The sequence below is a fragment of the Cupriavidus sp. FW305-3-2-15-C-LB2 genome, from assembly GCF_058787575.1.
In genome coordinates this window covers 1-24,034 of record NZ_JBYSZW010000079.1, presented here as the reverse complement: position 1 = coordinate 24,034, position 24,034 = coordinate 1, and the positions used below count along the sequence as shown (strand labels likewise).

Genomic DNA, 24,034 nt, shown 5'->3' with positions numbered 1-24,034 from the left:
CGCCAGCACCGCCCCCATCCCCGCCATCGCCAGCGGCGCCATGCGGTTGCCCAGCAGCAGGTAGTCGAGCACCGCCGTGCCCGCCGGCACCAGGTAGAACAGGCTGGTGACGTTGACCAGATTGCCCGCGCGGATCAGGCGGTAGAACAGCAGCGTCGCGCCGATCGAAATGACCAGCGCCAGCCACAACAGCGGCGCAGCAAAAGCCAGCGAAGCATCGAAGGCGAAGGGCTGGAAAGGCAGGCACAGCAGGCAGGCCGCGAGGCTCACGCCGTATTGCAGCGGCAGCACTTCTGCGGGTGCGCGCGTGATGCGCTTCTGCAGGATGGCGCCGACGGTCGTGCAGGCGAGCGAGGCCAGCGCGCACAGCACGCCTGCCAGCGACAGCCTGGCCAGCAGCAGGCTGTCCGCCACCACCATGGACAGCCCGGCGAGCGCGAGGGCCAGGCCCGCCATGCGAGCGGCGCTGAAGCGCCGCTCGGTCAGCAGCAGCGTCAGCATCGGCTGGGCACCAAGCACGGTGGCGAGCACGCCGGGTGTCATGCCGTGGTCGAGTGCAAGGAAGTAAAAGACGGAGTAGCCGCCGATCAGCAGCAAGCCGGTCAGGGCGGTGTACCGCCACTCGCCGCGCGGCGGCAGCAGGCGGTGCCTGGCCAGGCCGATCGCGCCCAGCACGGCGCAGACCAGCGCGAAGCGCAGCGTCAGCAAGGCGAAGGGCGTGGCGTGGTCTAGGGCCAGCCGGGCGGCGATGGCGCCGCTGCTCCACAGCAGCACGAAGAGGGGCGTGGCCCAGGCGGAAGTGTTGGTGGTGCGTGTGCCGGTGGCGGCGTCGAAATGCGCCGGGCAGTCTTTGTCGGTTGTCATGGATGTCATCTGTCGTCAGCTTGGCAGGCTCCGGCGACGCGCATGCGGCCATGGCACAGCGGCAGCGCGCACAGGCGTGCGGCTGCCGTGCGCACAGGGACACGGATGCGGGACTACCGGAGACGAATGAGGCTGGGGGGCGTGCCCGTCAGCCGCGCGGCGGCGGCGGCGGGTGCGCACCGCCGATGCACGGCGGCGGCGCCACAGATGTGAACGCAGGCTGGCGACGCACGCATGGCAACGCGCGGCCCGGGGGCGCGGCGTTGACGGGGCGTTGGCGGTCTGCGGTCATGGCGGGAATTGAAGACTTCGAAGATGTGGTCTGGCGATGCTATGCCAGTGCGGCCATCGCGTCAACGCGATTCTGTTGTGCGCTGCTCCAGCCGGGACACCAGCGCCTGCAGCGTCGGCGCGCATCCGGCTTCCACCTTCAGCGCCAGCATCGCGTCCGCCCGCGTGGTGCCCAGGTTGAGCGCGGCCACGGGCTTGCCCATCTGTCCGGCCCAGACGCAGAAGCGGTAGCCGGAATAGACCATCAGCGACGAACCGACCACGAGCATGGCATCCGCTGCTTCCAGCGCCGCGCGGGCGGCATCTACCCGCGGGCGCGGCACGGATTCGCCGAAGAACACCACGTCCGGCTTGAGGATGCCGCCGCAGCGCCCGCACTCGGGCACGCGGAACTGCGCGAACAGCGGCGATTCGAAATGCACGTCGCCATCGGCGGCGGGCTCGGCGATCACGTCGCGCAGCGCGCCGTTCTGTGCCAGCAGCCAGTCCTGCAGGCCGGCGCGGTCATGGCGCGTGCCACAGTCCAGGCAGATGGCGCTGGCCAGGCTGCCATGCAGTTCGATCACACCCTCGCTGCCGGCGCGCTGGTGCAGGCCGTCGACATTCTGCGTGACCAGCGCCGTGAGCCGGCCGTGCGCGCCAAGGCGCGACAGCGCATGGTGCGCGGCATTGGGCCGCGCCTGCCACGCCACCGGCCAGCCCAGCATGCTGCGCGCCCAGTAGCGCTGGCGCCCCGCGTGCGAGCCCAGGAAGGCCTGCAACGTGATCGGCTGCGAGCGCTGCCACTGGCCGCGCGCGTCACGGTAGCCGGGAATGCCGGAATCGGTGCTGATACCCGCGCCGGTCAGCACGAACAGGCGCGGGTGGCGCTGCACGAAATCGAACAGCGCGGACGTCGGGTGCGGGAGTTGCAGCGGCTCGCTCAATTTGCCGGATCCTCGGCATGACGCGCCGCCTGGCGCGCTTCCCAGGCGCGCAGCTCCTCGCGGTAGCGGTCCATTTCCTGGTAGTAGTAGTCGAAGATGCAGGGATCGCAGCCGGAGCCGCAGCACTCGTCATCGCCGGGCCGCTCTGGCGGCACCGGGCGGGGGTCGTCGGGGGACACGGCAGGGGACGCTTGGGACACTGACAGTTCGCGAACAGGCGCGTTGGCGGATCAACCGCCAGTATATTCCCGCCGGCCCCGGCCTGCCGCCGGACCCCTCAGTGGCTGAGCAGCCCTTCGCCGACCGGGATCACCAGCGCCGTGCCCGCCAGGCAGGCGATGTCGTCCTCGGCAAGCCGGCGCGACACCACGCTGGCCAGCCTGGCGCCGATGCGGGCAAGTTCGGCGGCGTCGGCCAGGTAGACGGCGTCGATCACGCTCTGGTCGAACTGCAGGGTCGCGCTCAGGCGGCAGCGTCCGGGCGAGCCGGCCGGCTCGGCCTGCCAGCTGACCTGCACCTGATTGCCGTCGCTGCGGTGGTATTCGGCCGACATCGGAAACAGCCGGCAGGTATGCGCGCGGGCCCACTCGACCAGGGCAGTCATGGCGATTCCCCTTTGGCGGGACAGCGCGTCCGCCGGTACGCCGCGTCAGCGGCTCAGTACATGGTAGAGCCAGTCGTGCGCGCGTGCCGGCACGCCCAGCGCGCTGGCATCGATGCGCCGCCCCTGCACCCGCAGTGTGCCTTCGTGCAGGGCATCAACCGCTGCCTGGGCATCCGGGAACCTCCCCATCACGCCATTGCCCAGCATCAGCATCCAGTCCTTCTCGCGGGGAATGAGCGTGAGCTGTCCCGCTGCGGTCTGGCAAAAGAAATAACCGTACATGCAACCCCCAAGCACCTCGCCTGTGTCCATCTTAGAGCAGGGCACCATGGGGCCGCGTGCCGATCTGCACGCTTCCGAACGGCGTGATGAATTGTTTTTGCACGGCCGCGAGGGGGCGGCCAGAATGCCGCATTTTGCCCGAAGATAGGCGGACCTCCCCGCCCGGCTGATGCCGGGCCGGGCTACTGCCGCCCGTTGCGGCCGACAGCGAACCCCACGGTGCCATGAAGGCAGCCTCATTCCATTGCTTGCACAAACTGCTCGTGCCGGCGGTCCTGGCACTGGCTGCGGGCTCGGTCCTGGCCGCTGAGCCGGCATCCATGCCGACGGCCTCGGGCATCGAGCTGCCCGCAAACCAGGCCGCGGCAGCCACGCCGCAGGTGGCCGCGGGCGCGCGCCCCCGCATCTGCCTGGTGCTCTCGGGCGGCGGCGCGCGCGGCGCGGCCCATATCGGCGTGCTCAAGGTGCTGGAGGCGATGCGCATCCCGGTCGACTGCATCGCAGGCACCAGCATGGGTTCGCTGGTGGGGGGCGCCTATGCCACCGGCATGGCTCCCGCCGAAATGGAGCGGCTGGTCGGCGGCCTGAGCACCGACAGGATCTTCAAGGAACGCCCGCCGCGCCAGGACCTGACCATCCGGCGCAAGCAGGACGATTTCACCAACCTGTTCACGCCCGAGATCGGAGTGCAGGCCAGCGGCCTCTTGCTGCCCAAGGGCGCAGTCTCGGGCGTGCAGTTGGAGACCGTGCTGCGCCAGCTGGCCAAGGTGCCCGGCTACCGGGACTTCGACCAGTTTCCGATTCCCTACCGCGCTGTCGCCACGGACCTGGTGGCAGGCACGCCGGTGGTGTTCAGCCAGGGCGAGCTGGCCAACGTGATGCGCGCCAGCATGTCGGTGCCGGGCGCGGTGGCGCCGGCCGAGTACGAGGGGCGGCTGCTGGTCGACGGCGGCCTGACCGACAACCTGCCGGTGGACGTGGCGCGCAGGATGGGCGCCGATATCGTGATCGCGGTGAACCTGGGCACGCCGCTGATGAGGCGTGAGGAACTGACCTCGATCATCGGCGTGACCGGCCAGATGCTCAATATCCTGACCGAGCAGAACGTGCGTGCGTCGCTGGCCTCGCTGCGGCCCACCGACGTGCTGATCGAGCCGGCGCTGGGCGATTTTTCCGCGACCGACTTCGACCATCTGCCGGCAACCATCCCCATCGGCGAGGCTGCCGCGCGCAAGGTCGCCGACCGCCTCGCGCCGCTGGCGCTGCCGCCGGCGCAATATGCACAACTGCGCGCCAGGCAACAGGCGGTGCAGCCGCCTGACACCCGCCCGGTCGATGAGATCCGGCTGGCGCCGCTGCAGCGCGTCAACCCGGACTACGCCACCGCGGTGATGGAAACCAAGCCCGGGCAGCCGGTCGACCAGGCCACGCTGGACCAGGACATGCGCCGCCTGTTCGGCACCGGCGACTTCGAGCACGTCAACTACGGCATCCTGGAAGAGCCCGGCAAGCGCGTGCTGGCGGTCAATGCGGTGGAAAAATCCTACGGTCCCGACTACCTGCGCTTCGGGCTCGGGCTGAGCTCGGATTTCCGCGGCGATGCCTACTTCAACCTGGTGGGCAGCTACCGGCGCACCTGGCTCAATGCGCTTGGCGCCGAATGGCGCACCGATGCGCAGGTGGGCCAGACCTCGTCGCTGATCAGTGAGTTCTACCAGCCTCTGGATACGCGCCAGTATTTCTTTATCGCGCCGCGCATCGAGCTGGAGCGGCGCCCGGTCAATGTCTTCCAGGGCAGCACGCGCATCGCCACCTATGACCTGCGCCGCTTTGACGTCGCGCTGGACGCGGGCAGCCAGTTCACCAAGTACGGCGAGCTGCGCGTGGGCTTGCAGACCGGCGCGGAACACGCCACGCTGAGCACCGGCCCGGAGTCGCTGTCGCCAGGCCCGGGCAATATCCGGCGCGGCGCCATCACCGGGCGGCTCATCTTCGACCAGCTCGACAGCGTCGACTTCCCGCGCTTCGGCTATGCGGCCCGGTTTCACATCTACGGCTCGCAGCCGGGGCTGGGTGCCGACCAGGCTTATGTCAAGGCGCAGGCGGACGGCATCTATGCCCACTCGTTCGGCGACAACACGGTCTCGCTGGCCTTCAAGGTCGGCAGCAATATCGGCGGCAAGCCGCTGCCGCGCTATGACCTGTTCCAGTGGGGCGGCTTCCTGCAGCAATCCGGTTATGCCACCGGGCAACTGCTGGGCGGCAACCTGCAGTTTGCGCGGCTGGTCTACTACAACAAGCTGGCGCGCCAGACCCTGCTGCAAGGCGTGTACGCAGGCTTTTCGCTGGAGGCGGGCCGCATGGGCGACCCGCTGGTGCCGGGGAGCCCGACCGGGCTGCTCAAGTCCGGCTCGGTCTTCCTGGCGCTGGACAGTCCGCTGGGCCCGCTTTACCTGGCCTATGGCCGCGCCGCCGCAGGCACATACAGCTTTTACCTGTTCCTGGGTAAACCCTTCTGAGCCGGTCAGCATAAGCATCCAGAAAATGTGAGCCGGCCGCACCCTACCAAAGTTGTATGTAATGTCTTAATTCAAATGTCTATACTTTTTACGTCACCAAGACCCCCTCTTGAATGACGACCTTCCCCGGTCGCCGCTCCCCAGCGGCGACATTTTTTTTGGGCGCCCGCCTGGCATGCGGCGCCTATGATCCGGGCCTCGGGCTGCACTGGCGGCCGCTCCGCGCCTTTGCTGCACCAGCGGGCACGGCGTGTGCGGCCTGTCGCGGGGCTCGGTGCGCTCGCTGGCCGCCACGGTGACCTCCTTCATGGCGGCGGGCTTCCTGACGGTGCTGGTGCAGCGCCATTGGCTGGGAGGCTGACCGATGGGCACGCTCTTCTCATTGCTGGCCGGGCTGGTATTCGGCATCGGCCTGATCCTGTCCGGCATGGCCAACCCGACCAAGGTGCCTGGGGTTTCTCGACCTGGCCGGAGCCTGGGACCCGTCGCTCGCCTTTGTCATGGCCGGCGCGATCCTGGTGGGAGTGGTGGCCTTCGCACTGGCGCGCCGGCGCCAGCGCTCCTGGGCGTTGATGCCGTGCAGCATCCGGCCCGCGTGCCATGCGTGCCATGCGTGCCATGCGTGCCATGCGGGCGATGCGGGCGATGCGCGCATGCAGCAAAGGCTGGCCCCTGGCGGCCAGCCGGTTTAAGATTGCGCGATTATCGGACAACAAGCCCAGACAACACACCTCCCAATGGACGTCCTCCGCCCCCTCGGTCTTGGCCATGCACAGGCCGACACCGTCCGCGTTGCCCGGCCCCAGGCCGACCTGCTCGCCAGTTTTGCCGGCGATCCCAACTTCATGCTGTCGCTGGCGCGCGGGCTGACCGTGCTGGAGGCGTTCTCGGAACGCAAGCGCCCGCTGACGATCTCGCAGGTGGCGCAGCGCACGCAGCTGTCGCGCGCCTCGGTGCGGCGCTGCCTCTATACGCTGGAACAGCTCGGCTACGTCAGCCAGCAGGACGGCCAGTTCGCGCTGCGGCCGCGCGTGCTGCACCTGGGCCACGCGTATTTCTCGTCGACCTCGCTGGTGTCTCTGGCGCAGCCGATCCTGGACAACCTGAGCGCGCGCATCCACGAGACCTGCACGCTGGCGATCCTGGACGGCACCGACATCCTGTACCTGGTGCGCTCCGAAGTGCAGCGGGTGCTGAACTATTCGCTAGGCATGGGCAGCCGCCTGCCGGCCTACTGCACCTCCAACGGCCGGCTGCTGCTGGCGCACCAGCCCGCCACGGTGCTGGACGGCTTCTTCGAGCACGCCGAACTGCGCCCGCGCACGCTGCAGACCAAGGTCTCGCGCCAGGAGCTGGAAGCATGCTTCGAGCGCGCCCGCGAAGTGGACTACGTGATCGTCGATGAGGAGCTGGAACCGGGCCTGCGCGCGATGGCCGTCCCGGTGCGCTCGGCCTCGGGCATCGTGCTGGCGGGGCTGAGCGTGAGCGTGCGCGCCGCGCGTGTCTCTGAAACAGAGATGATCTCGCGGCTGCTGCCGCCGATACGCGAAGCCGCGGCGGCAATTGGCCGGCTGATCGGCTCCTGATTGCCGCTGACTACCCGGGCAGCCGCACGGGATTGAGGTAAGCCGGGTCCGGGTTGCGCGGCCTCGGCACCAGTGCTTCAGCCCCGGTGCGCCAGTTCCAGCGCAAATACCAGCCGCTGCAGGAAGTTCTCCATGCGCCCGTCCGGATGGATGAAGGCGCAGCCGAAATGGTGGATGGCGCTGTCGTCATGGCCCACCAGCCAGTGGCCAACCACCTGCAGGTCCAGCTCAAGCTTGCCCAGTTCGCGGAAGTCCAGCCGGCACTTGCCGACCGTGGTGCCGACCGGCAGGTGCTCTGCCGAGACCGTCTTCGAGCGCAGCCCCACGCCCGACAGCGACAGGTCGGCGATATCGAGCCCCAGCACGGTCTTGTCCGACATGTGGATCTCGCAGCGGTAGCCCCTGGTCACCAGCGTGCGCGCGCGGAAATGGCGGCGGCGCTGGAAGTGGTAGAGCTTCTCGGGGAATTCGACGACGAAGGCCGGGCCTTCCTCATAGCGCATGGCGGCCGGCTGGCCCACCACAAAGTTGACCGGCACGCCGCGCAACAGCCCCGAGAACGCATTTTCATCCGAGGTCATCAGCGACATCCGCTCGGGTTCTGCGTTGCACCAGTCGAACACGAAGGTGCGGTCGACCGGGTCGACGTGCAGGACCGACGTGACGAACTGGTGCCCGGTGCGGGTGCGCACGCTCAGCATGCACTTCTGCCAGGACAGGTCGCGCAGCACGGTGCCGATCTGCGAGTTGTGCGTCAGGCGATAACGGTCATCCGCCGGCTCAATGTCGGATTCGGCGCCGTTATCGGCTGGCCCGGAGGCATCGTGCTGATTCATGGATTCACGCAACATCTGGAGTGGCTGGGATCGCCGGGTACGGGGGCTTCGGCCTGCCGGCCGCGCGCATGTTAAGCGCGTGTCCCGATGCCCGGCAAGACGCATGCTCTCACTTCGGCAGATCTGTGGCAGAACTTGAGCACAGACTTCCGGGGGGTAGCGCGCACGGCGCTTTCAGGCGTCCGGGGGTAAAGGCGGCGGCGCAGCAAGCGTTGCCTGCGCCTCTTCGCGCAACCACGCCAGCAGCACCAGCCGGCGCGTGTCGTGTTCAAACGGCGCGGGCGACAACAAATGATAGGCCGTTCCGTCGGCAACGAAGCCGAACGGCGCGGCCAGCCGGCCATCGGCGATCTCGTCGGCGGCCATCAGCTGCGAGGCCATGGCCCAGCCCAGCCCCGCTGCGGCGGCCTGCAGGCTGAGGTAGAAATGTTCATACCAGGCGTCGCCGTCGCACTGCACGGCGGGGGCGGCATCGCCGCGCACCGCCTGCCAGCGCTGCCATGCCTCGGGCCGCGTGCGCGTATGCAGCCGCGCCGGGACCGTGGCTGCCCCCTGCGCAAGCTGTGGCCGGCACACCGGCCCCACCCGTTCCTGTGCTACCTCGCGCGCGTGCCAGCGCGCATCGAAGGCAAAGTCATTGCGCCGCAGTGCCAGGTCGGCGCCGCTGCGGGTGAAGTCGATCGGCCCGCCCGCAGCCATCAGGTGCAGCGGGATATCGGGATGGCGCGCGGCAAAGCGCGGCAGCCGCGGGATCAGCCAGCGCATGGCGATGGTCGGCTCGCATGACAGCACCAGCGCTCGCCCCGGCGGCTGCGTGCGGATGCGCGCGGCGGCGCCGGCCAGCACCTCCATCGATTGCGACGATGCCGCGAACAGCGTGCGCCCCGCCTCGGTCAGGAAGACGCCGCGGTTGCGCCGCTCGAACAGCGCCACGCCCAGCGTGTCCTCGAGCTGGCGGATCTGCCGGCTGACCGCGCCATGGGTCAGGTGCAGTTCCTCCGCCGCCCGGACAAAGCTTTCGTGGCGTGCCGCGGCCTCGAAGAATCGGATCCAGCCCAGCCAGTGCATCAGTCAGTTTTTCTCACGTAATTGCGCGAGTATATATCGGTTGTGACGGCGCTTTCCGGCACGCAGAATTGGGTACGCCCGGATCTCCCGATGTGGCGATCTCCGGATAACTACAACGTAACCTGACAGAAAATGCCCCCAATCGCCGAATCCCTGGCGGTCGCCGCCGTGACCGTGCTGGCCGTTGTCAGTCCGGGCCCGGACTTCGCCATGGTGACCCGCAACAGCTACCTGTACGGCCGCCGCACCGGCCTGCTCAGCGCCCTCGGAATCGCGCTGGGGGTGCAGGTGCATGTGCTCTATACGATGTTCGGGGTGGCGCTGCTGATGGCCCATGCGCACAGCATGCTGACGGTGGTGAAGATGCTGGGCGCGGCCTACCTGGTGTGGATCGGCGTCCAGACCCTGCGCAACCGCGAGGCGCTGGCAGCAGACCTGCAAGGTGCGCGCACGCTGCGGCCGTGGGCGGCGCTGCGCATGGGCTTCCTGACCAATGCGCTGAACCCGAAGACCACGCTGTTCGTGGTCAGCACCTACACCCAGGTGGTCGGTGCGCACACGCCGGTGCCGGTGCAATGGGCTTATGGCGGATTCATGTCGGTGGCGCACCTGGCGTGGTTCAGCCTGGTGGCGTGCGTATTCACCGCGCCGGCGCTGCGCGCGGCGATGCTGCGGCGCCAGCGGCTGCTGGACCGCACCATCGGCTCGGCCTTGTGCGGGCTGGGCGTGGCGCTGGGGCTCAGCAACCTGGCGTAGGGCCAGCCTGCGTCAGTGGCCAGGCCTGGCGCACGAGATGCTGGGGACCTTGCTGGCCGAGCCGGCTTTCGAACAGCACCAGCCGCTGCACGTGCCAGGGCTCGCTGGCCAGCGTGCGGTGCGTGTCGAGCCAGGCGCGCAGCACGCTTTCGGGCACTGACGGCTTGCAGCGCGCCAGCGTCAGGTGCGGATGGAAGCGCCGCCGCTCTGGGGTAATGCCCGCGGCCCCGGCCAGCGCCTGCCCGACATCGGCGTGCAGGGCGCGCAGCGCGTCCAGGCCGGGACCTGGCGCCAGGCCTGCCCACAGCACCGAACCCTGGCCGCTGCGGAAGCGCCCGGTACCGGCCGCCTGAAGCAGGAAGGCAGGCGCGCGGATGCTGTCGAGCGCGGCCTCCAGCGCGGCGCCAGGCACGTTGCACTCACCCAGGAAGTGCAGGGTCAGGTGGACCTGCTCTGGCGCTGCCGGCCGCACACCGTGCGCGGGCGGCAGGGCCGCCAGCAGCCTTGCCGCCAGCGCGGGCGGGACTTCCACGGCAATGAACAGGCGCGGCATGGCAGCGCGGCCAGCGCCATCAGCCGGGCGTGGTGCCGACGCCTTCGCGCTGCAGCAAGGCGCGCTTGCGCTCGATGCCGCCGGCGTAGCCGGTCAGCGCGCCGGCACTGCCCAGCACGCGATGGCAGGGCACGATCACCGACAGCGGGTTGCGTCCCACCGCGCCGCCGACTGCGCGCGCATGCGTGGGCGGCAGGCCCAGGGTGCGGGCCAGTTCGCCGTACGACGCGGTCTCGCCGCAGGGGATGGCCAGCAGCGCCTCCCACACGCGCTGCTGGAACGGGCTGCCGGCAAAGCGCACCGGCACGGTGAAGGTATCGCGGCGGCCGGCGAAATATTCGGCCAGTTCCGACGCGGCGCCGTCGAGCACCGCGGCATCGGCCGGCGACACGTCGCGGCTGTCGGCAATGCCCGCGGGATGGTATTTCTGCCCGGCGAAGAAGAGGCCGGTCAGGTGTGCGCCTTGCACGCGCAGCAGGATGGTGCCGAGCGGGCTGTCGATATGGCGATAGCTGGTCATGTGATCGTCTCCGGTTCGGCCGCGGCGCTGGCCGCGTCCTTCATCGCTTCGTAGCGATGCCACAGGTGGATGGCGGCGTAGGCACGCCACGGTGCCCATTGCGCGGTGCGCTCGTGCATCGCGCGCACGGTACTGACGCCCAGCACCTTGCGCAGCGCATAGTCGGTGCCGGGGAACGCATCGGGCCAGCCCAGCGCGCGCATGGCGACATACTGCGCGGTCCAGTCGCCGATGCCGTCGACCTCGCGCAGCGCCGCCACGGTCAGTTCCGGCTGCGCGTGCGCATCGAGGGCCAGCGTGCCGTTGGCCACGCGCTGCGCCAGCGCCAGCAGCGTGCGCGCCTTGCCCGCCGACACCCCGGCATCGCGCAAGCCTTGCTCTGGCAGTGTGGCAATGGCGGCGGCACTCGGGAACGTGTAGCGCAGGCCGTCCGGGGGCGTGCCGTCCAGCGCCTGTCCCGCGTGCCGCGCCAGCGCGCCCAGGATGCGCCGCGCCTGCACCACCGAGATCACCTGCCCCACCACCGCGCGCACCGCGATCTCGAAGCCATCGACGCTGCCCGGCAGGCGCACGCCCGGCATGGCCTCGGCAAGCTCGCCCAGGTGCCGGTCCACCACGTCCGGGCGGCAGCCCAGGTCGCACAGGCGGCGCACCTTGCCCAGCGCCTGCGGAATGACGCGCGCCAGCGAGGCCGACAACGTCACGCGCAGCACCAGCCGGCGCGGCACGTGTTCGATCCGTACCCAGCCGGTGTGCGTGCTGCCACCGGCATCCACCAGCAGCGTGCGCATATAGGTGCCGTCCCGGATCGCCTCGATGCCATCCACCGCGCGGGTAGCCAGGAAACGCAGCCATGCCTCCCAGGCAAACGGCGGGCGGTAACCCAGGTCGAACACCAGCCGGTCGGCCACGCCGTCGGCGGCGCGGCGGCGCAGCGCCAGCGGCGTCAGGCCGTAGCGGGTCTTCAGCACATCGTTGAAGCGGCGCACGCTGCCGAAACCCGCCGCCAGCGCCACTTCGGTCACCGGCAGCGCGGTGTCGGCCAGCAAGCGCTTGGCCAGCAGCAGCCGCTGCGTCTGCGCGTACTCAAGCACCGACACGCCGAACTGCGCATCGAACAGGCGCCGCAGGTGCCGCTCGGTCACGCCGATGCGCGCCGCCAGCGTGGCCACGCTGCCTTCGGCCATGAAGCCCTCGTCGATCAGCGTGGCCGCTGCCTGCGCCAGCCGGCCTGAAATATCGGCCAGCCCATGCCCGGGCGCAAGCTCCGGACGGCAGCGCAGGCAGGGGCGGAAGCCATGCTTCTCCGCCGCCGCGGCGCTCTCGTAGAAGGTGCAGTTTTCGCGCTTGGGCGTGCGTACTGCGCACACGGGCCGGCAGTACACGCCGGTCGACGACACGCCCACGAAGAAGCGTCCGTCGAAGCGGCGGTCGTGCGAGGCGACGGCCTTGTAGCAGGTGTCGGGATCGAGGTGCATGACGGCATGCTACCGCTACCGGCAACCGCTTACCCGCTGGATTCGGACATTTCCCTCTGGCGCGCGGGCGTGGGCTGCGGCACAGTTCCTGGCAGGGGCGGCGGCTAGAATGCGCTTCGTGCCTCACCCGCCAACCCACTGCCACCGCCCGCCCGGAGACGCCATGCGCCGCACTGCCCTGCACCTGTCCTTGCTTGCTTCGCTTGCCTGCGCGCCGGCGTTGGCACAGCCGGTGCAGACCGCCCCCACGACGACGCCTGCCATGGCCACGCAGGTGGCATCGGTCGAAGGCATCACCGAATACCGCCTGCCCAACGGCCTGCGCATCGTACTGGCACCGGACGCGGCCAAGGCCACCACCACCGTCAACATCACCTACCTGGTCGGCAGCCGCCATGAGAACTACGGTGAGACCGGCATGGCCCACCTGCTCGAGCACCTGCTGTTCAAGGGCACGCCATCGCTGCCCGGCAAGACCATCCCGACCGAGTTCGCCCGGCGCGGCATGAGCGTGAACGGCACCACCGCGCAGGACCGTACCAACTACTTCGGCACCTTCAGCGCCAACGATGAAAACCTCGACTGGGCGCTGCGCATGGAAGCCGACCGCATGGTCAACAGCGTGATCTCGCGTGCCGACCTGGACAGCGAGATGACGGTGGTGCGCAACGAGATGGAAATGGGCGAGAACAGCCCCGGGCGCATGCTGATGCAGCAGACCATGGCCGCCGCCTACCGCTGGCACAACTACGGCAAGGCCCCGATCGGCGCGCGCAGCGATGTCGAGCACGTCAGCATCGACGGCCTGCGCGCCTTCTATCGCCGCTACTACCAGCCCGACAACGCGGTGCTGGTGGTGGCCGGCAAGTTCGATCCCGCCGCCACGCTGGCACGCATCGAGCGCTACTTCGGGCCAATCCCGCGCCCGACGCGCGTGCTGCCGCCCGAGCATACCGTCGAGCCCGCACAGGAAGGCGCGCGCGAACTGGTAGTGATGCGCCCCGGCGACAACAGCCTGGTCGCCGCGCAATACCACGTCAGCCCGGGTGCGCATCCGGACAGCACGGCACTCTCGCTGCTGACCCTCATCCTCGGCGATACGCCGGGCGGGCGGCTGTACAAGGCACTGGTCGAGCGTGGCCAGGCCGTGTCGGTCGGCACCGCGCTCTATGCGATGAAGGACCCGGGGGCGCTGCTGCTCATGGTCGAGACGTCCAAAGACCAGCCGCTCGCGGCTGCGCGCGCCGGGCTGATCACGCAGGTCGAGGGCTTTGCCGAGGCGCCCGTGACCGAGGCCGAGCTGGAACGTGCGCGCGTGCGCATGCGCAACGCGTACGAGCACTACATGAACGATCCCGGCGCGCTCGGCGTGGCGCTGTCCGAGGCCATCGCCAAGGGCGACTGGCGCCTGTTCTTCCTGGCGCGCGACCGCATCGAGACCACCACGCTGGCAGACGTGCAGCGCGTGGCGCTGAACTACCTGCAGGCCTCGAACCGCACCGTGGGCGTGTTCCTTCCCGCCGAGCAGCCGTCGCGCGCGCAGGTGCCGCCGGCGCCCGATGTCACGGCCATGGTCAGCGGCTACCAGGGCAGGCAGGCGATGGCCGCGGTGGCGGCATTCGATCCCAGCCCCGCCAATATCGAGGCCCACACCACGCGCCAGACGCTGGCCAACGGCATGCAGCTGGCGTTGCTGCCCAAGCCTGCGCGCGGTGAAGTGGTGCACGGCGCGCTGGTGCTGCGCATCGGCGACACGCAGAGCCTGCAGGGGCTGACCACGGTGGGCGCGCTGACCGCCTCCATGCTCCGACGCGGCGCGGCTGGCATGGACCGCCAGCAGATCGCCGACCGCATCGAGGCGCTGCGCGCGCGCGTCGGCATCTCTGGCAGCTCTGAGCGCGTGACCGTCAGCTTCGAGACGCGCCGCGCGCACCTGCCGGAACTGCTGGCCCTGCTGCGCGACCTGCTGCGCGCACCGACCTTCCCCGAGGCGGAGTTTGAGACGCTGCGCAAGACCAGCATCGCGGAGATCGAGAGCATCCGGCGCGAGCCGGGCGTGATGGCGTCTAACGCGCTGGGCCGCCATGGCGACCCCTACCCCGCTGGCGACCCGCGCCATGCGCGCACCTTTGCCGAGAACATCGCCGACCTGCAGGCCGCCACCCTGGCGCAGGTGCGCGACTTCCACGCGCGCTTCTATGGCGCGGGCCATGCGCAACTGAGCCTGGTGGGCGACTTCGATGCCGCGGCCGCGGCCGCGCAGGCAGCGCAGCTGTTCGGCGACTGGAGCGCGCAACAGCCCTACGCGCGCGTCGAGCGCCCCTTTGTGCCGATCCCGCCGGCGGAGTTCACGCTGCCCGCGCCGGGCAAGGCCAATGCCATCTACCTGGCCTCCACGCCGATCGACCTGACCAACGACGCGCCGGACTATGCGCTGATGATGATTGCCAACCGCGTGCTCGGCGGCGCCAGCCTGCGCGGCCGCCTGGCTGACCGGCTGCGGCAGCGGGAAGGCCTGAGCTATGGCGCGAGCAGCTGGGTGCAGGTGGGCGCGCTCGACCGCGCGGGACGCTTCGGCCTGCAGGCGCAATACGCACCGCAGAACCTGCCGCGCCTGCAACGCGCCGTGACCGAGGAGCTGGAGCGCTTCGTGCGCGACGGCATCACCGCGCAGGAACTGGCCGAGGCCGTCAGCGGCCTGCTGCAGCAGGGCATGGTCAGCCGCAGCAACGACGCCGCGCTGGCCGGCGCGCTGGCCAACCAGCTCTACCTGGGCCGCACCATGGCCTTCACCGCCGAACTCGAAGAGCGCCTGCGCAACGCCACGCCGGACGCCGTCAACGCGGCCATTCGGCGTTACATGCAGCCAGGCACGCTGTCGCGCGTCTATGCTGGCGACTTCAGCGGCGCACCGGCGCAGGCGGGCGCAACCGGCAGCGGAAGTGGCTCCGGCGCGGCCGGCAGCACAGGCAACGAAGCGGCCGGCGCGGCACCGCAGGCGCAGCCCTGACATACGCAGGAAACAATATTCGGCTGCACTGGCGAAAGGCCGCAGGCGCGGCCAGCGCAACATCGCAGTGGCAAGGCAGGGAGCGCTCGGCAGGCGTCCGGTGCAAGCCCCTTGCCGCGACCCCGGGTTGACTGTATATTCGTACAGTATAAGTCGATATAAGAGGTGTGGATGTCAATCGTGCGAGCTGGCAGCAAGGCAGAAGCGCTCAGGCTTCTGGCCTCGGAAGGTGTGCTGGCGCTTGAGCTGGACTACGAGACAGGATGGCAGGATGCCGTCGAACTCGGCAGGCTCGGAGAAAAGCGCGGTATCAAGGTGCAGTATCGCGGACAAGAAAGCATCGCCGTCCGTTCCCGCGAAGCCCTGATCGAAGGGCTGGCCAAACCCAAGGCCACGTTCCGTCAACGCAATCTCTATTGCCAGTTCGATCTCGGCACGCTGGCGGACCATGAACTGCTCGACCTCGAGGCCAAGGCCACGCGGCTCGGGGACTATATCCTCGCCGGCCACCTGCTGCGCGATGTCGATGGCGTGTGGCCGCAATAAGCGGCTTGCGCGCACGCCGGGCCACTAGAAGAGAAAAAGCCGCCATGCAGGCGGCTTCCGTCATATTGCGCTGAGCACGTTCTTCGTGCCCGATGCCCCGGTCAATGCCACACCCGCGTGGCGTTGGCCCAACGCGCCGCGCACGACGACTGCGCTACGGCCGCGTCGATCGTTTCGTTGGCGGCCTCCGCCGCCGGCACCGTCGCGGCAACATCCAGCGCGGCGCGCCACAGCACCGCCGACACCAGCGTCTTGCATTGCCGCCGTTCGCCATGCGCAAGCGCGAGCAGCCGCTCATAGCCGTCCAGCACGATCAGCCGGTCACCACGGCGCGGATGCAGCGACAGCGTGTAGAGGTGGTCAGACTCGCATTGCAGGCTGCCGCCGCTGACCGCGACCACGATTGCACCCGGCAACGCAATGCCGCTGGCCTGGACCTCGCCACGCAAGCGCGCCAGGTACGCGTGCGCGCGTGGATCGCAGGTGCCGCCCACACCGCCCGCCATCTCTGCCGGCAGCGCGCAGAGCGCCATCAGCTCGGCCGGCGAAACCGCCAGCGTATAGGCCTGCAGCGTGGGACGATAGGTTGCCACCACGGCGCGCAGCCGGTGCGGCGCATCGCCATCATGCCCTGCCTGCAGCGGGCTGTCCGGCCCGCGTAACTGCATCGTGTTCATGTCGACTCCTGCCGCGCGGGGCGTTTACCTGGTCAGTCGCGCAGCAGTTGCTTGGCGATGATCAGCTGCTGGATCTGCGTGGTGCCTTCATACAGGCGCAGCAGGCGCACGTCGCGGTAGAAGCGCTCGGCCTTGTACTCGGCGATATAGCCGGCGCCGCCATGGATCTGCACCGCGCGGTCGGCCACGCGGCCCACCATCTCGGTACAGAACATCTTGGTGCACGAGGCCAGCATGCTGACCTCCGGATCGCTCTTGCCGGCGGGCTTGGCGTCGTAGCGCTGGGCGCAGTCGCGCACCATCGACAGGCCGGCGTAGAGCTCGGCCTGGCTGTCGGCCAGCATCGCCTGGATCAGCTGGAAGTCGCCGATGGGCTTGCCGAACTGCTTGCGCTCCCTGGCATAGGCCACAGCGTCGGTGATCAGGCGATGCGCCATGCCGCAGGCCAGCGCCGAGATATGCAGGCGGCCGCGGTCGAGCACCTTCATCGCGGTCTTGAAGCCCACGCCCGGCACGCCGCCGATGATATTGGCGGCCGGCACGCGCACGTTCTCAAGCACCACGTCGCAGGTCTTGGTGCCGCGCTGGCCCATCTTCTTGTCCGGCTTGCCCAGCGAGATGCCCGGGGTGTCGGCCGGCACGATGAAGGACGAGATGCCCGAAGCGCCCGCGCCGCCGGTGCGCGCCATCAGCGTGAAGGCGCCGGCGCGCGGTGCGTTGGTGATGAAGCGCTTGGTGCCGTTGATGACATAGTGGTCGCCATCCAGCTCCGCCTTGGTCTGCAGCGAGGCCGCGTCGGAACCCGCATTGGGCTCGGTCAGCGCGAACGAGATGATCAGCTCGCCGCTGGCGATGCGCGGCAGGTACTGTTGCTTCTGTTCCTCGGTGCCATCCATCAGGATGCCTTGCGAGCCGATGCCGACGTTGGTGCCGAACACCGAGCGGAAGGCAAAGGCGGTATGGCCCAGGTCGTAGACCACATCGCATTCCTGCGACATCGACAGGCCGATGCCGCCGTAGTTCTCGGGGATGGAGATGCCGAACAGGCCCATCTCCTTCATGTCCGCGACGATCTCGGCGGGCACGTCGTCGGTTTCCTCCAGCGTGTCTTCGGCGGGCTTCAGGCGTTCGTCGATGAAGCGCTGCACCGAGGCGCGCAGCAGGGCAAAGGATTCTTGGTCAAGGGCCATGATGATTCTCCGGGTCAAGCCAGTGCGTCAGTCTGGCCGCCTATGGTACGCTGGTCGCGGGATTTGACAATCCACTGAAACTTGGACAGAAGCGTCAGTATAATTTGACAATCGCAGCCGGCCTCAACCCAATGTGGCGGATAACAGGCCCGCCACGCCGATGGCCAGCGCCGCCAGCGCATCGCCCGCGATCAGGCCGCCACCGACCAGCGATGCCGTGCTCATATCCTGCGGCAAACCCCGGGCCGGCCTTGCGGGCCTGGCCACGGCGGCGGCCACGCTCGCCACCACGCCGCCGGCCGCCATCCACCCGGCCGCCGCCAGGTTGACGAAGCCGCCGAAAGATGACGCATAGGGCGAAGGCAGGATCACCGCATCGAGCAGGAAATCCGCCACCCGCCCGCGCCGGCTGGCTTGCGCGAAGCGCTGCCACGCCTGCCGGCCGAGGATGGCCTTGCGCAATACCGCGGTAGCCAGGCCGAGCGCGAGGCCCGTTGCCACTGCCACATGCTGGCCGGCACGGCTTTGCGCCAGCCCGTGCAGCACGCCCACGATCTTGTATGTCATGGCCGAGGTCCAGCGCGCCGGCTGCTGGTCGGCCGGCAGGCTGGTCTGGTCCAGCGCCAGCACCGGGTAGGCATGCATGAACAGCCGTGCCATCGCCACCGCAACCAGCGCACCCACGACGATGCCCGCCACCTGGTAGCCGAACTGCACCATGCGGTCGCTGCCCAGGCGCCAGCCGGTGGAGCGGTCCTGCTGCATGTCGCTCGCCTCGGCCGTGGCCACCAGCAAGACCGTGGCGGCGATCAGCCCGACATGGGGCGCGCGCAGCCCGGCGGCGGCCATCAGGATCACGGGCAGCACGAAGGCCGACGAGATCGGGTTCTGGTCGACCATGCCGACCGAGATGCCGTTGACCAGCGCAAACACCAGCACCAGCAGCAGCACGGCCATCAACTGGAAACCCAACGGCTGGCCGAACCATGCCACGCCCGCCGCCACCGTGGCCGCGCCCCACAGCAGCGCCCAGGCCGCCACCCAGCCCATGCCCGGCCCGCGCCGCGGCGCAGGGTGGCGGCGCGCGCGCCACTGGCGGCACGCCTGCGCCAGCAGCAAGGCCACATCGACCGCAGCCGCCCCCATGATCATGCCCAGGGCCACCAGGAAGGTGGCCTTGCGATAGGGCTCGCCAGGCGCCATCCAGCCCGCGGCAACAAACCACGGGGTCATGGCCCAGCCGGCCAGCCCGCCCACCAGCGCGGCAATGCCCACGCGCGCGCCGACGATCATCCCGGCGCCGAAGGTCGCGGCCGACAGGTCCAGCGCCGCCAGCCACGGCATGCGCGCGGCGCCCAGGCCGCAGCCCAGGCCCAGTGCCATGCCGCCCCCGAGCCGCGCCACCGAACGCCGCAGCAGCGCCGGATCGGTCAGCGCGCGCAGGATATTGGCCACGGCCAGCCCCGACGGAAAGGTCAGCTGCATCCGGTCCACCAGCAATGGCGTGTACAGCATGCCCACACCCACCCCGAACATGCCGATGCACAGCATGTACAGCACCAGCTGCCACAGCGGCGGCTGCGCCATGCCCAGCCACGCCATCGCCTGCAGCACCACGGCCATGCCGCCCATGCCCGCCACCGACGCCGCCGCGGTCTGGATGTAGTTGGCGCCGTGGCGCCCGGGCGCGCCATAGCCCGCCGTCACCACCGAGCCGAGGATGCCCGCCAGCACCTGCCCGCCAACAAAGAAGCCCAGCGAGAAATTCATATACGCGGCAGCGATGCCGCCCAGCGGCCCCAGCACCAGCATGCCTGCCGCGCCCAGCAGCACGTGGTACTGCCAGCTGCCCGGCGAGGGCAGCCTGGTGGCGCGGGGTGCGGCGTCGGTCGGGAGCGTGGGCATGGCGCAGCGGGCGGGCTGAGGCAGCGTGCCTCTTGCGAAGCATAGGCCAAGGCCGCCCTGCAGCAATGTGCGACTTGTCTCCGACTTTCGCCGGGCGGCCGATGCCCGGCCGGGTTAACACTAGTTTCGCACGCAACCATCTGGTCGATATAGTTGCGCACACAACTACATCGCAGAGACACCACAGCCCCGCCATGCCAGACTCCACCGCTCCCCACGCGGCCGTGCCGCCGGCACCGCCGCCCTCGTCATCGCGCCCATGGCCGCAGCGCGTGCCGGTACTGATTGCCGGCGGCGGCCCGGTCGGCCTGACGCTGGCCGCACTGCTGGCGCGCCAGGGCATTGCCGCGCTGGTGGTGGAAGCCGACGACGGCTACTGCGCCGGCAGCCGGGCCATCTGCATGGCGCGGCGTTCGCTGGAGATCCTCGGCTGGGTGGGCGCGGACCGCGCCACCGTCGAAACCGGCCTGCCGTGGGTGGGCGGGCGCAGCTACTACCGCGATGCCGAGGTGCTGCATTTCCGCATGCCCAGCGAGCCCGGCGAGCGCTTCGCGCCGATGGTCAATATCCAGCAGTACTACGTGGAGGCCTTCGCCCACGACGCCGCGCTGCACGGCGCTGCGCCAGCGGATGTGCGCTTCGGCGCGCGCGTGCAAGCAGTACGCCAGCACGGCAGCGGCGTCGTGGCCGAGATCCAGACAGACGAAGGCGTGGTGCAGGTCGACGCGCAATGGCTGGTGGCCTGCGACGGCGGGCGCAGCACCGTGCGCGAGCAACTGGGCCTGCGCATGGAAGGCACCCAGTACGAAGGCCGCTACGTGATCGTCGATATCGTGCAGAAGACGCGGCGCGAGGTGGAACGGCTGGCCTGGTTCGACCCGCCTTCCAACCCCGGATCGACCATCCTGATGCACCGCCAGCCTGACGATGTCTGGCGCATCGACTACCAGATCCGCGACGACGAAGACCCCGATGAAGCCGTCAAGCCGGAGAACGTGCTGCCGCGCGTGCAGAGCCACCTCGACATGATCGGCGAGACCGAGCCGTGGCGGCCGCTGTGGATCTCCATCTACAACGCCAAGTGCCTGACCTTGCAGGACTACCGCCACGGCCGCGTGCTGTTTGCCGGCGACGCCGCGCACCTGGTGCCGATCTTTGGCGTGCGCGGGCTCAACTCCGGGCTGGACGACGCCGGCAACCTGGCCTGGAAGCTGGCGTGGGTGCTGCGCGGCCAGGCGCCCGACAGCCTGCTCGATTCCTATTCGACCGAACGCGTGCATGCCACGCGGCAGAACATCGCCTACGGCGCCAAGAGCACCGAGTTCATGGCACCGCCCGACTTTGCCTTCCGGCTGATGCGCGAGGCCACGCTGCGTCTGGCGCAGCATGAGCCCGCGGTGCAGTCGCTGATCAATCCGCGGCAGTCGGCGCCAATTGCCTATACGGATTCGGCGCTGAACGGTCCCAACGACTTTGGCGACGACTGCCCTGGCGCCGCGCCCGGCATGCCCGCGCCGGAAATGCGCGTGGCTGGCCCCGACGAGGTCGTGCACCTCACCCAATGCTTCGGGCAACGGTTCACATTGCTGTACTTCAGCGATGCGCCCACGCTGCCCGAGCCGCTGGCCGCGTTCGCGCATGCGCATCCGGACGCCGTGCAGGCACACGTGGTGGTCTCCGGTGGCAACGTGGCCGGCGCCACGGCGCTGGCCGACGTCGCCGGCCAGGCCCGCGCCCGCTACGGCGCACGGCCCGGCACGCTCTACCTGATCCGCCCCGATGGCTATGTCCTGGCACGCTGGCGCGAACCGTCATGGGACGCCGTGCGCGCCACCCTTGCCCCCCTGATGCAAACCGGAGCCCGCCATGCAAGCTGAAGACCTCGACCTCGCCTACACCCATCTGTGCGAGGCCATGGGCCGTGCCGGCGAAGCGCGCACCCCGCTGCTATTGGCAATGGTGTGCCTGGGCCTGATGAGCCGGCAGGAAGCGCTGGCGCCGGTGCTCGCGCTGATCGACGAAGCCGAGGCGCGCAGCCAGAAATAGGGAACATAGGGCTAGAATGCCGACGCCTGACAAGGACACGCCATGAAGCCACTGCCACGCCTCGACCAGTTCCTGACCTACCGCCTGCACCAGGTCAACAAGCTCAGCGACAAGGACAGCGCCGCCGCCTACCTGGAGCAATGCGGCCTGCCGCTCGGCGAGGGCCGCTGCCTGGCCGCGATCGGCGCCTTTGCGCCGCTGTCGGTCAACGAGCTGGCGCACCGCGCCAACCTGACCAAGGGCCAGGCCAGCCGCTCGGCGCAGGCGCTGGTGGCGCGCGGGCTGGTCAGCAAGGAGGCCAGCGAGGCCGACGGGCGCGGCGTGGTGCTGTCACTGACAGCACAGGGCAAGCCGCTGTACCGGCAGGCGATCACGATGATCGCCAGGCGCAATGCAGAGATCTTCGGCTGCCTGAGCGACGCCGAACGGGCGCTGCTGGGCAGCCTGCTCGACCGGCTGGTCGCGCACGCCGGCCAGCAGGACGAAGAAGGCGCCGAAGACGCCGGCGCCTGATCCTTCAGCGGCGCAGGTTGTCCACCTGCACGCGCGCGCCATCGCGGCGCGCTGCGTCGGCCACCTCATTGGTGACCACGGTCTGGCCGATCGGCGCCAGCGCAATGCCGGCCAGCTTCAGGTGCTGGATCGCAAACGGGATGCCGATGATGGTTACGAAGTTGGCGACCGCCGCCATCACGTGGCCGATGGCCAGCCACACGCCGGCAAAGACAAACCACAGCACATTGCCGACCAGCCCCAGCGCGCCGGTGCCGACATCGTCGCGTCCGCTCAGCTCGCGCCGGCTGATGGCCTGCTTGCCGAACGGGAAAAAGGTGAAAGTGCCGATCACGAAGCAGGCCTTGCCCCAGGGGATCCCGATGATCGAGATAAAGGCCAGCAGCCCAACCAGCCACCAGGCCAGGCCCATGACCACGCCGCCAAGGATGAACCAGAGGAAGTTGCCGATTGCGCGCATGTCATTCTTTCGCGAGTGAGGAAGAGAACACGCATGATACGCAACGGTGTGGTGCGGGCATGGCGCCGAGCGGGTCGTGGCAGCAAAGCGTACCCGTTTCTGCGTGCCTCGCCGAAACCGGCGGAACGGCATCGCCGGCCCTTCGGGAAACGCGTTCGACCCTTGTTTATAGGCATATTCCATTCTGCAAGACCGATCGCAAACCCCGCTGCCGCGGGCAAAGCGTACCCGTTTCTGCGTGCCTCCGCGCGTGCTGTCGCCTTCGGCAAGCCCGGCGCCGCAGCGCTAGAATGTGACGTCTGCCCGCTATCCGCGTGACGGACTCCGGGTGCATCCCACCCGCTGTCACCCTTCTCCGACTCCATCGCCTGCTCCGCTGTCCCCCATGAAGCCCACGCTGCTGATCCTGACCCAAGTCGCCACCCACCACCGCGACGCCATTGCCGAACGATTCGAGATCCTCTACGCGCCAGACGCCGAAGGCCGCGCCGCGCAGATCGCCACGCAGGGCGAACGCATCCGCGCGGTACTGACCATCGGCTCCACCGGCCTGACCGCGGCGGAGATCGACGCGATGCCGGCACTGGAACTGGTGTGCGCACTGGGCGCGGGCTTCGAGAACATCGCCGTGGCCCACGCCCGCGCACGCGGCATCGCCGTGGCCAATGGCGCCGGCACCAACGACAGCTGCGTGGCCGACCACGCCTTCGCGCTGCTGCTGGCGACCGTGCGCGCCGTGCCGCAGCTGGACGCGGCCACGCGCGCAGGCACCTGGCGCACTGCACTGCCGCTGCGGCCCAATGTCTCTGGCAAGCGGCTGGGGATCGTCGGGCTGGGCACCATCGGCCGGCGTATTGCCCGGCGCGGCGAAGGCTTCGACCTGGAGATCGGCTATCACAACCGCAAGCCGCGCGAAGATGCCGGGTACCGGTACTTCGACAGCATCGGTGCGCTGGCCGCTTGGGCGGACTACCTGGTGATCGCCACGCCGGGCGGGGCAGGTACGCGGCACCTGGTCGATGCAAGCGTGCTGGCGGCGCTCGGGCCGGCCGGGTTCCTCGTCAATATCGCGCGCGGCAGCGTGGTGGATACCGAAGCGCTGGCTTCAGCGCTGCGCGCTGGCAAGCTTGGCGGGGCGGGGCTGGATGTCTATGAGAGCGAGCCGGCGCCGCCGGTGGTGTTGTTCGACTGTCCTAACGTCGTGCTGACGCCGCATGTGGCTGGCTGGTCGCCGGAGGCCATCACGGCGTCCGTGACGCAGTTCCTGGAGAATGCGCGGCGGCATTTTGCTGGGGAGGGGTTGTTGACGCCGGTGGGCTGAGGGGCAAGCTCTTGCATTGGACAACGGTACGCCGACAACAGCCCAAGCAGCAGCTAAGATCTACCCGGCCCCAAACACCACCC

Annotated in this window: 23 protein-coding genes and 2 pseudogenes; 11 read left to right on the top strand and 14 right to left on the bottom strand. The window is 69.3% G+C overall.

Going from position 1 to position 24,034, the window contains the following annotated elements; genetic code table 11:
- From AC3WRR_RS34005 to AC3WRR_RS33985, 5 genes are all read right to left on the bottom strand, one after another.
- The coding region (locus AC3WRR_RS34005) for a DMT family transporter (RefSeq protein ID WP_492299390.1) at positions 1-864 on the bottom strand (864 nt) is incomplete at its 3' end.
- A gap of 353 nt (positions 865-1,217) precedes the next feature.
- Complete coding sequence (locus AC3WRR_RS34000) at positions 1,218-2,081, bottom strand: NAD-dependent protein deacetylase (RefSeq protein ID WP_492299388.1); 864 nt, start codon at positions 2,079-2,081, stop codon at positions 1,218-1,220.
- Positions 2,078-2,260, bottom strand: a complete 183-nt coding sequence (locus tag AC3WRR_RS33995) for an oxidoreductase-like domain-containing protein (protein WP_338031253.1) — start codon at positions 2,258-2,260, stop codon at positions 2,078-2,080. Before AC3WRR_RS33995 ends, AC3WRR_RS34000 begins: the two co-directional genes overlap by 4 nt.
- A gap of 98 nt (positions 2,261-2,358) precedes the next feature.
- On the bottom strand, positions 2,359-2,685 hold the full coding sequence (locus AC3WRR_RS33990) for a hypothetical protein (RefSeq protein WP_058697693.1): 327 nt from the start codon (positions 2,683-2,685) through the stop codon (positions 2,359-2,361).
- 45 nt (positions 2,686-2,730) lie between these two features.
- Complete coding sequence (locus AC3WRR_RS33985) at positions 2,731-2,967, bottom strand: hypothetical protein (RefSeq protein WP_010811185.1); 237 nt, start codon at positions 2,965-2,967, stop codon at positions 2,731-2,733.
- Positions 2,968-3,191: 224 nt separating this feature from the next.
- Here AC3WRR_RS33985 and AC3WRR_RS33980 point away from each other — a divergent pair, with 224 nt between their 5' ends.
- The 4 genes and pseudogenes from AC3WRR_RS33980 (at position 3,192) to AC3WRR_RS33965 (ending at position 7,072) form a co-directional block, all read left to right on the top strand.
- The gene (locus AC3WRR_RS33980; protein WP_492299386.1) at positions 3,192-5,486 is read left to right on the top strand and encodes a patatin-like phospholipase family protein; all 2,295 of its coding nucleotides are present in this window, start codon (positions 3,192-3,194) and stop codon (positions 5,484-5,486) included.
- A 232-nt stretch (positions 5,487-5,718) separates the two neighbouring features.
- A pseudogene (locus tag AC3WRR_RS33975) lies at positions 5,719-5,847 on the top strand (YeeE/YedE family protein); the annotation flags it as partial.
- 3 nt (positions 5,848-5,850) lie between these two features.
- A pseudogene (locus AC3WRR_RS33970) lies at positions 5,851-6,064 on the top strand (DUF6691 family protein); the annotation flags it as partial.
- Positions 6,065-6,223: 159 nt separating this feature from the next.
- Positions 6,224-7,072: an IclR family transcriptional regulator domain-containing protein gene (locus AC3WRR_RS33965; RefSeq protein WP_010811182.1), complete on the top strand. Its 849-nt coding sequence runs from the start codon at positions 6,224-6,226 to the stop codon at positions 7,070-7,072.
- A gap of 77 nt (positions 7,073-7,149) precedes the next feature.
- Here the strand turns inward: AC3WRR_RS33965 and AC3WRR_RS33960 are convergent, their stop codons facing one another.
- Both AC3WRR_RS33960 and AC3WRR_RS33955 read right to left on the bottom strand, forming a co-directional pair.
- Positions 7,150-7,923 carry a flagellar brake protein gene (locus AC3WRR_RS33960; RefSeq protein WP_037025021.1) on the bottom strand — a complete coding sequence of 258 codons (774 nt, stop codon included), beginning with the start codon at positions 7,921-7,923 and terminating at the stop codon, positions 7,150-7,152.
- 159 nt (positions 7,924-8,082) lie between these two features.
- Positions 8,083-8,976, bottom strand: coding sequence for a LysR substrate-binding domain-containing protein (locus AC3WRR_RS33955; RefSeq protein WP_492299384.1), 894 nt, complete (start codon positions 8,974-8,976; stop codon positions 8,083-8,085).
- Between the two features lie 132 nt (positions 8,977-9,108).
- On the opposite strand from AC3WRR_RS33955, the gene AC3WRR_RS33950 reads away from it, so the two are divergent.
- Positions 9,109-9,732: a LysE family transporter gene (locus AC3WRR_RS33950; RefSeq protein WP_439669494.1), complete on the top strand. Its 624-nt coding sequence runs from the start codon at positions 9,109-9,111 to the stop codon at positions 9,730-9,732.
- On the opposite strand, the gene thpR is transcribed toward AC3WRR_RS33950, so the two are convergent.
- Genes thpR through AC3WRR_RS33935 form a run of 3 tightly spaced genes read right to left on the bottom strand, consistent with a single transcriptional unit; the run spans position 9,716 to position 12,283 of the window.
- On the bottom strand, positions 9,716-10,285 hold the full coding sequence (gene thpR, locus AC3WRR_RS33945; protein WP_492299382.1) for an RNA 2',3'-cyclic phosphodiesterase: 570 nt from the start codon (positions 10,283-10,285) through the stop codon (positions 9,716-9,718). The two genes, AC3WRR_RS33950 and thpR, sit on opposite strands and share 17 nt — an antisense overlap.
- A gap of 19 nt (positions 10,286-10,304) precedes the next feature.
- Positions 10,305-10,805, bottom strand: coding sequence for a methylated-DNA--[protein]-cysteine S-methyltransferase (locus AC3WRR_RS33940; protein ID WP_011617949.1), 501 nt, complete (start codon positions 10,803-10,805; stop codon positions 10,305-10,307).
- Entirely contained in the window at positions 10,802-12,283 is a 1,482-nt protein-coding gene (locus AC3WRR_RS33935) for an AlkA N-terminal domain-containing protein (protein WP_010811176.1), read from the bottom strand. Before AC3WRR_RS33935 ends, AC3WRR_RS33940 begins: the two co-directional genes overlap by 4 nt.
- A gap of 163 nt (positions 12,284-12,446) precedes the next feature.
- On the opposite strand from AC3WRR_RS33935, the gene AC3WRR_RS33930 reads away from it, so the two are divergent.
- Together AC3WRR_RS33930 and AC3WRR_RS33925 are read left to right on the top strand one after the other, a co-directional pair.
- Positions 12,447-15,293 carry a M16 family metallopeptidase gene (locus AC3WRR_RS33930; RefSeq protein WP_011617950.1) on the top strand — a complete coding sequence of 949 codons (2,847 nt, stop codon included), beginning with the start codon at positions 12,447-12,449 and terminating at the stop codon, positions 15,291-15,293.
- A gap of 171 nt (positions 15,294-15,464) precedes the next feature.
- Positions 15,465-15,839, top strand: a complete 375-nt coding sequence (locus AC3WRR_RS33925) for a hypothetical protein (RefSeq protein WP_010811174.1) — start codon at positions 15,465-15,467, stop codon at positions 15,837-15,839.
- A 101-nt stretch (positions 15,840-15,940) separates the two neighbouring features.
- Here the strand turns inward: AC3WRR_RS33925 and AC3WRR_RS33920 are convergent, their stop codons facing one another.
- The 3 genes from AC3WRR_RS33920 to AC3WRR_RS33910 all read right to left on the bottom strand — a co-directional run bounded on the left by AC3WRR_RS33920 (position 15,941) and on the right by AC3WRR_RS33910 (position 19,611).
- Positions 15,941-16,516 carry a hypothetical protein gene (locus AC3WRR_RS33920; protein WP_011617952.1) on the bottom strand — a complete coding sequence of 192 codons (576 nt, stop codon included), beginning with the start codon at positions 16,514-16,516 and terminating at the stop codon, positions 15,941-15,943.
- A gap of 32 nt (positions 16,517-16,548) precedes the next feature.
- Positions 16,549-17,706, bottom strand: coding sequence for an acyl-CoA dehydrogenase family protein (locus AC3WRR_RS33915; protein ID WP_010811172.1), 1,158 nt, complete (start codon positions 17,704-17,706; stop codon positions 16,549-16,551).
- A 123-nt stretch (positions 17,707-17,829) separates the two neighbouring features.
- A complete protein-coding gene (locus AC3WRR_RS33910; RefSeq protein ID WP_492299380.1) occupies positions 17,830-19,611 on the bottom strand; it encodes an OPT/YSL family transporter in 1,782 nt (593 codons plus the stop codon).
- Positions 19,612-19,805: 194 nt separating this feature from the next.
- Here AC3WRR_RS33910 and AC3WRR_RS33905 point away from each other — a divergent pair, with 194 nt between their 5' ends.
- Genes AC3WRR_RS33905 through AC3WRR_RS33895 form a run of 3 tightly spaced genes read left to right on the top strand, consistent with a single transcriptional unit; the run spans position 19,806 to position 22,170 of the window.
- On the top strand, positions 19,806-21,488 hold the full coding sequence (locus tag AC3WRR_RS33905; RefSeq protein ID WP_492299378.1) for an FAD-dependent oxidoreductase: 1,683 nt from the start codon (positions 19,806-19,808) through the stop codon (positions 21,486-21,488).
- On the top strand, positions 21,478-21,657 hold the full coding sequence (locus AC3WRR_RS33900; protein ID WP_011617955.1) for a hypothetical protein: 180 nt from the start codon (positions 21,478-21,480) through the stop codon (positions 21,655-21,657). Before AC3WRR_RS33905 ends, AC3WRR_RS33900 begins: the two co-directional genes overlap by 11 nt.
- Positions 21,658-21,699: 42 nt before the next feature.
- A complete protein-coding gene (locus tag AC3WRR_RS33895; protein ID WP_010811168.1) occupies positions 21,700-22,170 on the top strand; it encodes a MarR family winged helix-turn-helix transcriptional regulator in 471 nt (156 codons plus the stop codon).
- Between the two features lie 4 nt (positions 22,171-22,174).
- Here the strand turns inward: AC3WRR_RS33895 and AC3WRR_RS33890 are convergent, their stop codons facing one another.
- Positions 22,175-22,630, bottom strand: a complete 456-nt coding sequence (locus AC3WRR_RS33890; RefSeq protein ID WP_010811167.1) for a YccF domain-containing protein — start codon at positions 22,628-22,630, stop codon at positions 22,175-22,177.
- A 385-nt stretch (positions 22,631-23,015) separates the two neighbouring features.
- Here AC3WRR_RS33890 and AC3WRR_RS33885 point away from each other — a divergent pair, with 385 nt between their 5' ends.
- Positions 23,016-23,951: a 2-hydroxyacid dehydrogenase gene (locus AC3WRR_RS33885; protein WP_439669504.1), complete on the top strand. Its 936-nt coding sequence runs from the start codon at positions 23,016-23,018 to the stop codon at positions 23,949-23,951.
- Positions 23,952-24,034 lie beyond the last annotated feature (83 nt).

Coding starts and splice junctions, on each gene's coding strand:
- AC3WRR_RS33990 (WP_058697693.1), bottom strand. CDS start 2,685: ATGACTGCCCTGGTCGAGTGGGCCCGCGCGCATACCTGCCGGCTGTTT.
- AC3WRR_RS33985 (WP_010811185.1), bottom strand. CDS start 2,967: ATGTACGGTTATTTCTTTTGCCAGACCGCAGCGGGACAGCTCACGCTC.
- AC3WRR_RS33980 (WP_492299386.1), top strand. CDS start 3,192: ATGAAGGCAGCCTCATTCCATTGCTTGCACAAACTGCTCGTGCCGGCG.
- AC3WRR_RS33965 (WP_010811182.1), top strand. CDS start 6,224: ATGGACGTCCTCCGCCCCCTCGGTCTTGGCCATGCACAGGCCGACACC.
- AC3WRR_RS33960 (WP_037025021.1), bottom strand. CDS start 7,923: ATGTTGCGTGAATCCATGAATCAGCACGATGCCTCCGGGCCAGCCGAT.
- AC3WRR_RS33955 (WP_492299384.1), bottom strand. CDS start 8,976: ATGCACTGGCTGGGCTGGATCCGATTCTTCGAGGCCGCGGCACGCCAC.
- AC3WRR_RS33950 (WP_439669494.1), top strand. CDS start 9,109: ATGCCCCCAATCGCCGAATCCCTGGCGGTCGCCGCCGTGACCGTGCTG.
- thpR (WP_492299382.1), bottom strand. CDS start 10,285: ATGCCGCGCCTGTTCATTGCCGTGGAAGTCCCGCCCGCGCTGGCGGCA.
- AC3WRR_RS33940 (WP_011617949.1), bottom strand. CDS start 10,805: ATGACCAGCTATCGCCATATCGACAGCCCGCTCGGCACCATCCTGCTG.
- AC3WRR_RS33935 (WP_010811176.1), bottom strand. CDS start 12,283: ATGCACCTCGATCCCGACACCTGCTACAAGGCCGTCGCCTCGCACGAC.
- AC3WRR_RS33930 (WP_011617950.1), top strand. CDS start 12,447: ATGCGCCGCACTGCCCTGCACCTGTCCTTGCTTGCTTCGCTTGCCTGC.
- AC3WRR_RS33925 (WP_010811174.1), top strand. CDS start 15,465: ATGTCAATCGTGCGAGCTGGCAGCAAGGCAGAAGCGCTCAGGCTTCTG.
- AC3WRR_RS33920 (WP_011617952.1), bottom strand. CDS start 16,516: ATGAACACGATGCAGTTACGCGGGCCGGACAGCCCGCTGCAGGCAGGG.
- AC3WRR_RS33915 (WP_010811172.1), bottom strand. CDS start 17,706: ATGGCCCTTGACCAAGAATCCTTTGCCCTGCTGCGCGCCTCGGTGCAG.
- AC3WRR_RS33910 (WP_492299380.1), bottom strand. CDS start 19,611: ATGCCCACGCTCCCGACCGACGCCGCACCCCGCGCCACCAGGCTGCCC.
- AC3WRR_RS33905 (WP_492299378.1), top strand. CDS start 19,806: ATGCCAGACTCCACCGCTCCCCACGCGGCCGTGCCGCCGGCACCGCCG.
- AC3WRR_RS33900 (WP_011617955.1), top strand. CDS start 21,478: ATGCAAGCTGAAGACCTCGACCTCGCCTACACCCATCTGTGCGAGGCC.
- AC3WRR_RS33895 (WP_010811168.1), top strand. CDS start 21,700: ATGAAGCCACTGCCACGCCTCGACCAGTTCCTGACCTACCGCCTGCAC.
- AC3WRR_RS33890 (WP_010811167.1), bottom strand. CDS start 22,630: ATGCGCGCAATCGGCAACTTCCTCTGGTTCATCCTTGGCGGCGTGGTC.
- AC3WRR_RS33885 (WP_439669504.1), top strand. CDS start 23,016: ATGAAGCCCACGCTGCTGATCCTGACCCAAGTCGCCACCCACCACCGC.